We start from the raw sequence: 13,714 nt of genomic DNA on the forward strand, positions 1-13,714 counted from the left end.
AGAGAGTATAAAATTACCATTTCCCTAGGCTAAATTACACAAATCGTTCTAGATTATTCTTCAAATTTATAACCAACTCGAATAACAGTACCGATATGCTTCGCTTTATCTCCTAGCTTATTTCGAAGTTTTTTAATATGGGTATCAACCGTTCGGTCATCACCGTAATAGTCATATCCCCATAACTGGTCTAATAAATGTTGACGTGATAACACAATTCCTTTGTTCTCCATTAAATACACAAGAAGTTCAAATTCTTTATGTGTCAATATAATTTCTTCTCCATCTACTAAAACAGTTCTAGATAGACGATTCACTTCTATTCCAGCTAAAGACATAGCATTTTCTTCCGCTACTCCTACCGCACCCTCCGCACGTTTCAATAACGTCTTTGCACGAGCTACTAATACTTTCGGGCTAAATGGTTTCGTTACATACTCGTCTGCACCTAATTCGAAACCTAGCAATGTATCATCCTCATCCGAACGCGCTGTCAACATAATAATTGGTACTGCTGATTCTTTTCTAATTCTTCTACAAACAGACCATCCATCTATTTCCGGTAACATAATATCTAACATAATTAAATCAATTTCATGCTCTGCAAATAACTCTAGCGCTTTTTTTCCATCTTCTGCTTCGATTACTTCAAAGCCTTCATTACGAAAATAATCACTAACAATTTCACGTAATCTTCTTTCATCTTCAACAAGCAATACCGTTTTGTTCATATAATCTATCCCGCCTTTTTACTCTTTCAATCGAATAATACGTTGATTGGAGCTTCCGCGAAATGGAAGTGTTAAATCTTTTTCCTCAATTTCAAACCTTCCATCGACTAAAACATCCCCATAATGTAACAACTCTATCATATCATTATTTTGAGAACTCTGTATCTCTTCTAACGTATAACCTGTATACATCCATAGGTTTTTTTTCAAATCTTTCACGATTTTTGCTACCTTTTTCACTTCAGCAGCTTGAAAAAATGGATCTCCACCTGAAAATGTTACATCAGTTAATGGATTACTTGCAATCTCTTTCACAATTTCTTCTACTGTCATTTCCGTTCCGTTGCAAATATTCCACGATTTCGGATTGTGGCAACCAACGCAACGATGCGGACAGCCCGCAAAAAACACGACTGTCCGCAATCCTTCTCCATCTACTACACTATCATGAATAATATTCATCACTTTCATTTATGTTTCACCCGATCTATCTCTTCACTACGTTTCGCACTATTCCACTTTGACATATCTCCTACAAGATAGCCTGTTATACGGCGAATTCTTTCTATATTAGCCTCATCTTCATTCCCGCAACTTGGACATTCATTCCCAATAACCCCGTGATAACTACAGCACTTACAACGGTCAACAGGATGATTAATTGAACCGTATCCAACGCCATGTTCTGCCATGGCTTGTACAATTTGTTTTAATGCCTTTTTGTTATGCATTGCTGCTCCGTCTAGTTCAATATAAGTAATATGTCCCCCGTTACATAGAGCATGGAACGGACCTTCTAAACGAATTTTATTTATCGCTTGAATGTTATAATAAACTGGAATATGGAATGAATTCGTATAGTAATTATGGTTCGTTATGCCGCTAATCACGCCAAATTCTTTTCTATCTTTTTTCACAAACTTCCCTGATAATCCTTCTGCTGGAGTTGCAATTACTGAGAAATTCAGTTGATGTTCTTCTGTCGCTTTATCCATTCTATCTCTCATAAAGGAAATAATTTCATACCCAAGTTTCCATGATTCTTCATCTTCCCCATGATGCTTTCCTGTTAAAGCTACTAAACATTCCGCAAGACCGATAAAACCAATACTTAACGTCCCTTGTTTTAAAATCGAGGCTACGGAGTCTTCAGGCTGCAACGTTTCTCCACCACGCCATACACCTTGTGAATATAAAAACTGAAAATCTCTTGCTCGCTTCGTACATTGATACGCATATCTTTCTAATAGCTGCTTAATTCCTAAATCTAAATAATAGTTTAGCGCTTCAAAAAACGCTTCTTTTGAACCACTAATTAACGCTAATTTCACTAAATTAATAGACGTAAATGATAAATTCCCTCTACCAATCGCTGTTTCTTCTCCATGTATATTAGACATAACACGGGTACGACATCCCATGTAACATACTTCACTTTCTGGTCTTCCATCATAATGCACTGCATTAAACGGAGCATCTAAAAATGAAAAGTTAGGGAATAATCGCTCTGCGGTTGTCTCTAATGCTAATTCAAATAAATCGTAGTTCGGATCACTTTCTTCAAAATTCACACCTTTTTTCATCTTGAAAATTTGAATCGGAAAAATCGGTGTCTCTCCTTTACCAAGTCCAGCTTGTGTCGCTTTTAAAAGTTGTTTAATTAACATTCTTCCTTCTTTTGATGTATCTGTTCCATAATTAATAGAAATAAACGGTACTTGTCCTCCGCCCCTACTATGCATACTATTCGAATTATGAACGAAAGCCTCACACGCTTGATACGTATCATTTTCCGTTTCTTTCCATGCAAATTCTTCTATTTGTTCTTTCGTAAGCGGATATGATTGTAATCGTTTTTTATGTCTCTCAATTGTTTTTCGTACATAAGGTGCTAAATCAATATCAAAGAGTGCAAACGATTGACCACCATGCTGCATATTTTGATTCGCTTGAAAAATAATAGACGAAAGAGCCAATGCACTTTTAATGTCTTGCGGTTGTCTCATATGTCCATGTCCAGTATGAAAACCGTTAGCAAGCATTTGCGCTAACGGAATTTGTGAACAAGTCGTCGTTCCTGTTGCATAAAAATCTAAATCATGTGGATATAATATATTTTCATTTATCGCTTTTTTCACTTGATCTGACAATAAATTCTCAACAGCATAATATTTTGCACTCTCAGATGCGAACGTTCCCATTACGCCCATTGGAGAGCGGCCGTCTACATTTGCATTTTCTTGCATCAAATCTTGTTCATTGCCGTGGACTATTGTCTCAAACACTTTCATTAATTCTTCTCCACGTGTATTATTTTGTAACATTTATAACCCTCCACCAATATGTTGTTATCTTTTGATTAAAATGTTACTACATATAGTCTTACTGTTTCTGTGAGAAATGTAACATTACTGTGAAATTTTTTTCACGAAATAATGAATTTTTCATTTACAAAAAAGAAATGTGCTCTTTACAAATGTATGGTACAATATACGGGAAAAACTCTTTTTACCCTTTATCAACACATTTGAATAAAGGAGACTGAACTTATGGTTACTACATATCTTTTATTTATCGTTGCCTACTTACTTGGCTCGATTCCATTTGCACTAGTTGTTGGAAAAATCGGCTACGGAATCGATATTCGTGAGCACGGGAGCGGTAATCTAGGCGGAACAAACACATTCCGCACATTAGGGAAAAAAGCAGGTTTTACCGTTACAATTGCTGACATTTTAAAAGGGACATTAGCAACAAGTCTACCAATGATTTTCGGATTAGATATTCATCCACTATGGTTCGGGTTAGCGGCTGTTCTTGGACATGTCTATCCAATCTTCGCGAAATTCCGCGGTGGTAAAGCAGTTGCAACTTCTGCTGGGGTGCTATTATGCTATTCACCAGTTGTTTTTGCAATATTGGCTGTTGTATTTTTCACCCTTTTATTTACAACAAGATACGTATCACTTTCTTCTATGGTAACAGCAGTTGTTGCTGTTATTGCATCCATTGTTAGCGGGGATAAAATCTTCATTATTGCGATGTGTTTATTAGCAGGTATGGTTATTTATAAACACCGTGCAAATATCGGACGAATTATAAATAAAACTGAACCAAAAGCAAACTTTTCAAAAAAGCAAAAATAAGATCGTAACCCACATAACGCAAAAAGAAAACGTGAAGCATATTAATAGCGTCTTTTTGCGTTATTTTTTATACTAAAGAAAAAGCAACATAATTTGGAGGAACTATACATGAATCTTTCCGTAACAAAAGAAGCAGCACAATGGTATAAAAATGAATTAAACTTACAATCAAATGAAACACTACGCTTTTTCGTACAATACGGTGGTTGCAGTACTGTGCAAAAAGGACTTTCTTTAGGTATTCGTAAAGATGATCCTGCACATCCTGCTGTTCAAATTCAAGAAGAAGGTATTAACTTCTTTATTGAAGGCGATGATGAATGGTTCTTCGATGGACATAATTTATCTGTTACACTTAACGAAGGTGACGACTTCCCACAATTTAATTATGAAAAATAAAAAAACGTGGCTTCTGCCACGCTTTTTTATTTTTTCTTAATTTCCTCATATTTCGCATACCACTCAGGATATAACTTTTTAAATGATACAGGGCGGAACCCTTCTTTTTTCGCACAAATATTCGTTGTACTTGCAGTAATACAAAGTTCACCATCACCATTATATATTTCATATCCATATACAACGCGAAGTGGGCTCACAGTATCTACCCATGTTTTTACGATTGCTTTTTCTCCGTAACGCATCGCTTTACGGTATGAAATTTGTAAATCTAACACAGGAGAAATAATTCCTTCTTTCTCCATTTCAACATATGAAAAACCTAAATCTTGTATAAGTTTCGTGCGACCTAACTCAAGCCACACTAAGTAGTTTGAATGGTAAACAACACCCATTTGATCTGTTTCCGCATAACGGATTTCAACTTCATGTTCTGCTACAAACATATGTATTCGCCTTCTTTCACTTCTGCTACCTTGCATACATTTAATCATAATACAGTGACATCAAAAATAAAATAAAAATAGTGAATCTTTTCCCGAAAGGAGCAAGCATATGATTCAAATTGTAACGGTTCGTAGTGGTGATAGCGTATATAGCTTGGCATCAAAATATGGATCAACACCTGACGAAATAGTAAAAGACAATGGATTAAATCCAGCTGAAACGCTCGTTGTTGGTCAGGCACTTATCGTTAATACGAAAGGGAATAATTATTATGTACAGCCTGGTGACAGCCTATATCGAATCTCTCAAACATATAATGTCCCCCTCGCTAGTTTAGCTAAAGTTAATAATTTATCTTTAAAATCTATTCTCCATGTCGGACAACAATTATACGTACCAAAAGGTACAAAACGAGCTGTAGAATCCATCGCTTATTTACAGCCTTCCACTATACCGATTAAAGAGAGTTTAGTTAATGCTACACGTGCCATCAATCCATTTTTAACATACTTAGCTTATTTTAGTTTTGAGGCAAAAAGAGATGGCACATTAAAAGAACCTACTGAAACAGCTAAAATCGCTAATATTGCAACGCAGGGTAAAACAATCCCTATGCTCGTTATTACAAATATTGAAAATGGTAATTTCAGTGCCGATCTAACATCGGTTATTTTACGCGACGCAACGATTCAAAACAAATTTATTACTAACATTTTGCAAACAGCTCAAAAATATGGCATGCGAGACATTCATTTCGATTTCGAGAGTGTAGCACCTGAAGACCGCGAGGCGTATAATCGCTTTTTACGAAATGTAAAAACACGCTTACCTAGCGGGTACACATTGAGCACAACTCTCGTACCGAAAACAAGTTCAAATCAAAAGGGAAAATTTTTCGAAGCTCACGATTATAAAGCGCAAGGGCAAATTGTTGATTTCGTCGTCATTATGACATATGACTGGGGATGGCAGGGCGGGCCACCGATGGCAATTTCTCCTATCGGTCCGGTGAAAGAAGTACTTCAATATGCAAAATCTCAAATGCCTCCCCAAAAAATTATGATGGGGCAAAATTTATACGGGTTTGATTGGAAGCTTCCATTTAAACAAGGAAATCCACCCGCAAAAGCAATTAGCTCTGTCGCAGCTGTTGCACTAGCTCGTAAATATAATGTCCCTATTCGTTATGATTTCACAGCCCAAGCTCCTCATTTTAATTATTTTGATGAAAACGGCGTGCAACACGAAGTTTGGTTTGAAGATTCACGGTCTGTTCAAAGTAAATTCAATTTAATGAAAGAACAAGGTATAGGTGGTATTAGTTACTGGAAAATCGGTTTACCATTCCCACAAAATTGGCGTTTACTCGTTGAAAATTTTACGATTACGAAAAAGGGCTGACAAAAGTCAGCCCTTTTTTTCATATTACTGCTAAAAACTCATCTTTCATTTCCTCACAAAAAAGAAGAATGATAACATTCTCCTTTTTAACCGTTATCAACAATCGGTTGTTTACCTGTTTGATCTTGCATTTGCTTTCCTTTATTTCCACCAGCTTTTTTCGATTGTGTTCCAATATGATTTGGTGCAAAGTCTTTTGAATTTTTTTTCGGATTACCCATTACTATCGCCTCCTTAACACTAGTATCGTACTAGTGTTAAGAATTATTCAGCTTGCTTAAAAAGTTTCATTTCATAACGTTTTTCAATGCGCTCTTCAATGCGATCAATTGCATCACGATCGCTTAATAATTGTTGTTTATTTTCATTTACAAGTTCTTCAAACGATTTACGGCGACTTCTTCTCATGTTGTTCACCCTCTCTCCTTCGCTTTCTTATTACATAGTATGAGCAAACGAAAAACTCTTTAATCAGATTTGTAAGAAAATTTTATGTTTTAGTACTCCTAAAAAAACTCCGTGTACAATATATTGCACACGGAGTTTTTTATACCATAATATTTAAATACTCTTTCAACTTTTCATCTGCATTCATTTCATTTTCTTTATAATCATGAAGCGCCTGTAATACAAAATCATACTGCTCTAAAATATAACTTTCTAATCTCATAACATCCTCTAAGCTATTAAGCATAATTCTCGTATTACCAACTTCACTTTTTAACGCTGGTTCACATTTTAAGCTTGTACATATTTCTTTCACATCTTCTTCTAATATCTCTGTTAATACATATTTCTTTCGTCCTTTTACCTTTACTCTCATAACTGGATAAAAAGCTTTTATATCTAAATAACTTCCTACGTTCATACAACGTAGCCATTCTACATTACGTTTATTACATGCAAGTATTTCTTTCACCGCTTCATATACCGCAGTTTCATCAAGCATAACCTTATTTACTTTTCGTTTCCCTTCTTCTTCAATAGCTGCACACTTTTGATAAACAGCAGCACACGTAATGCAATCGTCAAATGCATTATGAGAGCTTAAACGAATTCCAAGCATTCGCTTTAACGTTTCAAGTTTATGATTAGGCGCATGCTTCATGTATTTCTTCGCTAAAAATACAGTATCAATTACTTTATTTTTAGGTTCAGGCAACCCAAGCATATTTACATTACTTTTCAAAAAGCGCATATCAAAAGAAGCATTATGGGCCACAATAACATTTGTATGTAAAAATGCTAAAAATAAAGGTAATACCTCTTCAATCGTCGGTGCATCTGAAACACGATAATTGGTAATACCGGTTAAACTCGTTATTCGGTCCGGAATTGGCCGCTCTGGATTCACGTATGAAACAAATTGATCTACGAGTTCATGATTACGATATTTCACCGCTGCAACTTGAATAATTTTATCATTATAAGGGTTAAATCCTGTTGTTTCAAAATCAATTACAACATAATCTAACGGTAAGGATACATTCCCCACTCCATACACTCCTTTATCTCTAAACGATTATATTTCTTACATCATATCATGAAGTTATTACTACTTGAAAAAGAAAAGGCAGAAATGGGAACTCTCCCCCTCTACCTTTTCACCATTATTTTAATTTAGCAACCCTTTTCTCCATCTCTTTTTGCGTCATCGGCCCAATAAACTTATCTTGAATGACACCTTTTGTATCTATAAAATACGAAGTTGGAATCGTAATTACTTTATACGCTGTTGTCACATCAATGTTCTTGTCCAATAAAATAGGAAAAGTAATTCCTTTTTCTTTAGCAAAATTGCTTACCTTTTCTGCCCCCCCACCTTTTTCTGAAGGCGTATAGTTGATTGCTAAAATTTCTACGTTTTCTTTATGTTCTTTATAGAAAGCCTCCATATCCGGCATTTCTTGTTGGCAAGGTCCACACCACGTTGCCCAAAAGTTTAAAATCACTTTCTTTCCTTTTAAATCTGATAGCTTTACATTCGTTCCATCTAACTTCGTTAATTCGAAGTCTGGTGCACTCTTCCCTATTTCAATACCATTCCTTGCAATAATCTCTTTCATCGCAGCTTCACTTTTTTCTTGCTTCACTTTTACCGCCTGCTCTTTATTACCAAACTGTTCATAAGCTGCATATCCCGCTAAACAAAGTAACACTACAATAATCGTAAGCTTCCGCCACATTTTATATCACCCTAACGTATTATCTTCTTTTAACACATTCATCAAAATACTATATACCTTATTTTAGCTTATACGGACAAGCTTGGAAATATTCACATTCTAAATAATCAGAATTTTTATAACCGCGATGAAATATTTACCTTTCCATCATATAATTAGAAATAAATATAATATTTTACAATGAAAGGAGCTCTCATGAATTTATTTGAAAAAATACTTCTATATATTCTTAGTTTTATATTTTCCCCAATCGGAATTATCACATGGATTATCTCACTATTTAGTAAAGACCCTGAAAAAAAACAAGTTGGACGTATTTGTCTCTATATCGCTTTAATTTCATTTATCCTGTTAGCAGGCCTCGGTGTTCTTACTTTCTTCACGACGACCACCATCACTACTACAGAATAATTATAGAAAGGATGACTGTTTTGGGAGAACATCCAATTTGCAAAGAACTTCGATATATACGAATATATTTAGTTGTTTTAGTGATTGTTCTTTTATTTTTTAACGGCAAACAAGTCGTTGAAATTTCTACAAATCACGATTCTATAGAAAATGTTTCGACCAGTAATATGACACAGGTTGCTGAAAATACATTTGCCATTCAAGAATATAATCCATCTCTAAGTAGCGAACATACGGTCAAAATTTTCAAATATAATCCAGATACAAACCAACTGACTCTAATGAAAGAGTTTAGTACTAACGATACTGAATCTTATACGTATCAACTTAATAAGAATGAATAAAGATAAGAGCATTATGTCGCTCTTATCTTTTTATTAACATCTTTTTGAAAAATGATTTATATGTTAATAACTCTCTAGGATCCCCACATTCCACAACAATTCCATTATTCATGACAACAACCCAATCCGCTATCATCGCCCTCTCGACATCATGTGTTGCCACAATTCTCGTTACATCGCTTCCTAGTTCTTCTATCATATTCCAAAAAAATTCTTGATTGTTCGGATCTAATCCCGCGGTCGGTTCATCTAAAATAATAAGATGAGGCTTTGAAACAATTGCTCGCAATAATGCAAGGCGTTTTCTTTCTCCCCCTGAAAACTCTTCACCGCTTTTATGTAGTACAGTTTGAAGACCTTCAGGTAACCCCCTAATAATCGGCGTTACATTGACAAGTTCAGCATTTTTTTCTAACTCGTTTTCTAGCCTCTCTTCCCCAAAATACATATTCTCTTTTACTGTCACCCGAAAGAAACGAGGTTCTTGCCACACTGCAGTCAATTGAGCCTCATTTCCATAATAAGTAATGCTACCGTTAGATGGTTTATACAAACCTGTCATTAATTTTAAAAGCGTCGTTTTTCCTGCACCACTTTCTCCTACAATCATAACGAGTTCACCAGGTTGAATTTGCAAATCAATATTATGAATTCTACATTTCTCTTCATTATTTTCCTGAAATGAGACATTTGTTATTATCATCCCCATCGCTCTTTCTACATTACTATCTGCCACTCTTTTATCAAAAAAGGAAAAAACTCTATTTGCCGAAGCGACTGCAACTTGTGTCATCATTAATAAATCGCCCACATAACGGACTGGGAAAAAGAGCATCTCAATTGTCGCTAACACTGCAATGAGTGAACCAACTTCTATTTCTCTCCTCATTATTTTTTGTGCACCTATAATGAGAACAAGGATATATGCTCCTGTTTCAATCACCGTTCCAACTACTCCAATACAATGTTGCATCATCGTCTTCTTTACTTCCGATTTATACGATTGTGCCGTTACTCTTTTAAATAAGCGAATTGCCCATTTTTCTTTTTGTAAACTCCGCAAATCTTGTATTCCCTTTACAAACTGTGACACCATCTCTACAACACTTGAGTGATTTTTTTGAGCAACGCTTGCGATATTTCTTACCTTTTCCCCAAACAACATCGGAACCGTTGCACTTAAAAATAAAAACGGAGTTATCCACAATATGAACTGTATATCTATATGTTGTAGTGCTATGAACGCACCTATAAATTGCGCAATGGCATGTATATATTCTATTAATATAGAGCCATATAACCTGACCCAGTTCGGAATATCAGACACGACCAAAGTTTCTAACTCTCCTTGCTTAATCTTCTCACTCTCTTCAAACGGTAATGAGAAATAGTGACGCAATAATTCTATACGTTTCGTTTGTAATATACGTTGACTGGCTTTTGAGCTTATATAATCAAATAAAAGATTGTTCGTCCACATTAAAAAGCGAATACCCGCAAACAAAGCTATATATAAATACGTACCTTTTAGCTCCCTTTGAATAAGATTGTCTACAATTAATCCCATGAAAATTGGGCGTGATAAATTTAAAATGGCAGCAATTATCCCACTACATACAGCTGCCAGTACTAATATTTTCTCTTTTCGTAACGGCAACAATATTCTTTTATATTCTTTCATGACTTTCCCTCCACTTTTCGTAGTAAAAAGAAAGGGATGAAACCAAATGGTTTCATCCCTTTCCATAAAATAAGGAAGCTAACAATTGTTAGCTTCCTTATCATTCATTTCAATTGTTTAGTTCGACACTTTTGACTCTTCAATTTTCTCACGAAGAACCATTTGCAGAATACCACCGTGACGGTAGTAATCAATTTCAACTTCACTATCGAAACGAGCTACTACTTCAAATTGTTTTTCGTTGCCATCTGCATCAGTTGCAACTACTTTTACAAGATCGCGCGGTCTAACTGTTTTGTCGATTTGAATTTCAAATGACTCGTTACCAACAAGACCTAACGTTTCAGCACTTTCGCCATCTTTAAATTGAAGTGGTAGTACACCCATTAACACTAAGTTACTGCGGTGAATACGTTCGAAGCTTTCTGCGATTACTGCTTTAATACCTAATAAGTTAGTACCTTTCGCAGCCCAGTCACGAGAACTTCCCATACCGTAATCTTTACCAGCAACAACTAGAAGACCTGTTCCATCTTCCTTATATTTCATAGCAGCATCATAGATAGATGTTACTTCACCAGTTGGCCAATATGTTGTATATCCGCCTTCTGTTCCTGGTGCGATTTGGTTTTTAATACGGATGTTCGCGAATGTACCACGCATCATAACTTCATGGTTACCACGACGAGAACCGTAAGAGTTAAAGTCAACTGGTTGTACGCCGTTTTCTAATAAGTAGCGTCCAGCTGGTGTATGCTTACCGATTGAACCTGCTGGTGAAATGTGGTCTGTCGTTACAGAGTCACCAAATTTACCAACTACGCGTAGGCCTGATAATGTTTCAACTTCACCTGGCTCTTTAGATAAACCTTCAAAGAATGGTGGGTTTTGAATATATGTTGAATCATTATCCCAAGTATATAAAGCTTCGTTTGAAGTTTGGATTTCATTCCAGCGCTCATTGCTGTTAAATACTTGTGCATATTCTTTCTTGAACAGTTCAGATGTAACAACGCTTTGAACTACATCTTCAATTTCTTTAGCTGATGGCCAAATATCGTTGAAGTAAACAGCATTGCCATTTGCATCTTTACCGATTTCATCATTTTTCAGGTCAATATCAACAGTACCTGCAAGTGCATATGCCACAACAAGTGGTGGTGATGCTAAGTAGTTTGCTTTTACAAGTGGATGAATACGACCTTCAAAGTTACGGTTACCAGATAAAACAGATGTTACTAGTAAGTCGTTTGCTGCGATTGCTTCTTCTAATTCTGGCGCTAATGGACCAGAGTTACCGATACAAGTCGTACAGCCGTAACCAACTGTTTGGAAACCTAATTGATCTAAATATGTTGTTAAACCAGACTTATCTAAGTACTCTGTAACAACTTTAGATCCTGGTGCTAATGATGTTTTTACGTACTCAGGTACTACAAGTCCTTTTTCAATTGCTTTCTTCGCAACTAGACCTGCTCCAATTAATACGTATGGGTTTGATGTATTTGTACAGCTTGTAATTGCTGCGATTGCAATTGCACCTGTTTTCATCGTTACTTCTTTATCTTCTAATGTAACCTTCACTTCTTTATCGAACTCTTGCTCATTAAATCCAAGTCCTTGTGTTCCAACTGGTGCTACAACAGCTTTGTGGAACGCATCTTTCATATCTGAAAGTGGAATTAAATCTTGTGGGCGTTTCGGTCCAGAAAGGTTAGATTCAATTGTATTTAAATCAATTTCAACAAGATCAGTGTAAATTGGATCTTTGCTGTCTGCTGTATAGAATAAGCCGTTCGCTTTACAGTATTCTTCAACAACGCGAATTTGTTCTTCATCTCTACCTGTTAAACGTAAGTATTCTAATGAAATATCATCGATTGGGAAGAATCCACAAGTTGCGCCATATTCTGGTGCCATGTTTGAAATTGTTGCACGGTCAGCTAAAGGCATGCTCTTTAGTCCATTACCGAAGAACTCAACGAATTTACCAACTACACCTTTTTGACGTAATACTTGTGTTACTTTTAATGCAACGTCAGTTGCTGTAGTACCACTTGGAAGTGTACCAGTTAATTTTACACCGATTACTTCAGGTACTGGGAAGTATGAAGGCTGTCCAAGCATTCCTGCTTCTGCTTCAATACCACCAACGCCCCAACCAAGAACGCCGATACCGTTAATCATTGTTGTATGTGAGTCTGTTCCAACTAATGAATCTGGGTATGCAACTAAGTCACCTTCAGCATTTTTCACCGCGTGAACAACTGGTGCTAAATATTCAAGGTTTACTTGGTGTACAATACCTGTAGCTGGTGGAACTGCTCGGTAGTTATCAAATGATTTTTGTGCCCAGCTTAAAAATTTATAACGTTCTTCATTACGTTTAAACTCTAAGTCCATGTTGAATGCAAGCGCGTCTGCCGTACCCGCTCTATCAACCTGTACAGAGTGATCGATTACAAGGTCTACAGTAATTTCCGGATTAATTTTATCAGGATCCCCACCCATGTCTGCCATTGCTTTACGAAGCGAAGCCAAATCAACAACAGCTGGAACACCAGTGAAATCTTGTAAAATTACACGAGATGGTTTAAATGGAACATCGATATCTTGCACATCTTTCGTTCCCCATTTCGCTAAATTTGTAACATGCTCTTCTGTGATTACACGTCCGTCTACTTGACGAAGTACTGATTCAAGTAAAACTTTCACGGAATATGGTAATTGAGATACGTTGCCAACCCCTGCGTTTTCAAGCGCTTTCAAATCATAATAATGATACGTTTTTCCATCTACTTCAAAAGTTGCGCGTGATTGAAATGGATTATGTTTGACCATTATGTTTCCCCCCTGTTAAACGTGACTAAGTTGTCTGAATATAAAATGTAGACAAACTTTTCAATACCTTACGATAATATCTTATTACAACTTTCTAAATAAGTAAATAATAAGAAACTTATAGATT

Annotated in this window: 15 protein-coding genes; 5 read left to right on the plus strand and 10 right to left on the minus strand. The window is 36.0% G+C overall.

Translation table 11 applies throughout. The features are described from left to right. Window positions 1–53 precede the first annotated feature (53 nt). From ACX9TM_RS18135 to ACX9TM_RS18145, 3 genes are read right to left on the minus strand one after another with little or no spacing between them, the layout of a single operon-like run. Window positions 54–731 (minus strand): response regulator transcription factor, encoded by a 678-nt coding sequence (locus ACX9TM_RS18135; protein WP_063220549.1) that lies wholly within the window; start codon window positions 729–731, stop codon window positions 54–56. A gap of 18 nt (window positions 732–749) precedes the next feature. Further along, window positions 750–1,202 carry an anaerobic ribonucleoside-triphosphate reductase activating protein gene (gene nrdG / locus ACX9TM_RS18140; protein WP_000867076.1) on the minus strand — a complete coding sequence of 151 codons (453 nt, stop codon included), beginning with the start codon at window positions 1,200–1,202 and terminating at the stop codon, window positions 750–752. After that, a complete protein-coding gene (locus ACX9TM_RS18145; RefSeq protein WP_063220550.1) occupies window positions 1,199–3,055 on the minus strand; it encodes an anaerobic ribonucleoside triphosphate reductase in 1,857 nt (618 codons plus the stop codon). The genes nrdG and ACX9TM_RS18145 overlap by 4 nt, the downstream gene beginning before the upstream one ends. Window positions 3,056–3,280: 225 nt before the next feature. On the opposite strand from ACX9TM_RS18145, the gene plsY reads away from it, so the two are divergent. Together plsY and ACX9TM_RS18155 are read left to right on the plus strand one after the other, a co-directional pair. Further along, complete coding sequence (gene plsY / locus ACX9TM_RS18150) at window positions 3,281–3,877, plus strand: glycerol-3-phosphate 1-O-acyltransferase PlsY (protein ID WP_000258974.1); 597 nt, start codon at window positions 3,281–3,283, stop codon at window positions 3,875–3,877. A gap of 108 nt (window positions 3,878–3,985) precedes the next feature. Further along, window positions 3,986–4,276, plus strand: a complete 291-nt coding sequence (locus ACX9TM_RS18155) for a HesB/YadR/YfhF family protein (RefSeq protein ID WP_001054453.1) — start codon at window positions 3,986–3,988, stop codon at window positions 4,274–4,276. Between the two features lie 26 nt (window positions 4,277–4,302). Here the strand turns inward: ACX9TM_RS18155 and ACX9TM_RS18160 are convergent, their stop codons facing one another. After that, complete coding sequence (locus tag ACX9TM_RS18160) at window positions 4,303–4,722, minus strand: acyl-CoA thioesterase (RefSeq protein WP_000495812.1); 420 nt, start codon at window positions 4,720–4,722, stop codon at window positions 4,303–4,305. Window positions 4,723–4,831: 109 nt separating this feature from the next. Between ACX9TM_RS18160 and ACX9TM_RS18165 the strand changes: the two genes are divergently transcribed. Beyond that, on the plus strand, window positions 4,832–6,124 hold the full coding sequence (locus ACX9TM_RS18165) for a glycoside hydrolase family 18 protein (protein ID WP_000614858.1): 1,293 nt from the start codon (window positions 4,832–4,834) through the stop codon (window positions 6,122–6,124). A gap of 86 nt (window positions 6,125–6,210) precedes the next feature. Here the strand turns inward: ACX9TM_RS18165 and sspN are convergent, their stop codons facing one another. From sspN to ACX9TM_RS18185, 4 genes are all read right to left on the minus strand, one after another. Beyond that, complete coding sequence (gene sspN / locus ACX9TM_RS18170) at window positions 6,211–6,345, minus strand: acid-soluble spore protein SspN (protein WP_000527987.1); 135 nt, start codon at window positions 6,343–6,345, stop codon at window positions 6,211–6,213. Between the two features lie 43 nt (window positions 6,346–6,388). Then, window positions 6,389–6,532, minus strand: coding sequence for an FbpB family small basic protein (locus ACX9TM_RS18175; protein ID WP_001254699.1), 144 nt, complete (start codon window positions 6,530–6,532; stop codon window positions 6,389–6,391). Window positions 6,533–6,671: 139 nt separating this feature from the next. Beyond that, window positions 6,672–7,619, minus strand: a complete 948-nt coding sequence (locus ACX9TM_RS18180) for a 3'-5' exonuclease (protein ID WP_061457590.1) — start codon at window positions 7,617–7,619, stop codon at window positions 6,672–6,674. A 115-nt stretch (window positions 7,620–7,734) separates the two neighbouring features. After that, a complete protein-coding gene (locus ACX9TM_RS18185) occupies window positions 7,735–8,310 on the minus strand; it encodes a redoxin domain-containing protein (protein ID WP_000269082.1) in 576 nt (191 codons plus the stop codon). A gap of 195 nt (window positions 8,311–8,505) precedes the next feature. Between ACX9TM_RS18185 and ACX9TM_RS18190 the strand changes: the two genes are divergently transcribed. Together ACX9TM_RS18190 and ACX9TM_RS18195 are read left to right on the plus strand one after the other, a co-directional pair. Next, complete coding sequence (locus ACX9TM_RS18190) at window positions 8,506–8,721, plus strand: hypothetical protein (RefSeq protein WP_001047911.1); 216 nt, start codon at window positions 8,506–8,508, stop codon at window positions 8,719–8,721. An 11-nt stretch (window positions 8,722–8,732) separates the two neighbouring features. After that, window positions 8,733–9,065, plus strand: a complete 333-nt coding sequence (locus ACX9TM_RS18195; protein ID WP_072770202.1) for a YmzC family protein — start codon at window positions 8,733–8,735, stop codon at window positions 9,063–9,065. Window positions 9,066–9,087: 22 nt separating this feature from the next. Here ACX9TM_RS18195 and ACX9TM_RS18200 read toward each other — a convergent pair whose 3' ends face one another. Continuing rightward, window positions 9,088–10,746 (minus strand): ABC transporter ATP-binding protein, encoded by a 1,659-nt coding sequence (locus ACX9TM_RS18200; protein ID WP_063220551.1) that lies wholly within the window; start codon window positions 10,744–10,746, stop codon window positions 9,088–9,090. A 117-nt stretch (window positions 10,747–10,863) separates the two neighbouring features. After that, the gene (gene acnA / locus ACX9TM_RS18205; RefSeq protein ID WP_000238565.1) at window positions 10,864–13,587 is read right to left on the minus strand and encodes an aconitate hydratase AcnA; all 2,724 of its coding nucleotides are present in this window, start codon (window positions 13,585–13,587) and stop codon (window positions 10,864–10,866) included. Window positions 13,588–13,714: the final 127 nt, after the last annotated feature.

It is taken from the genome of Bacillus sp. LH1, from assembly GCF_057924895.1.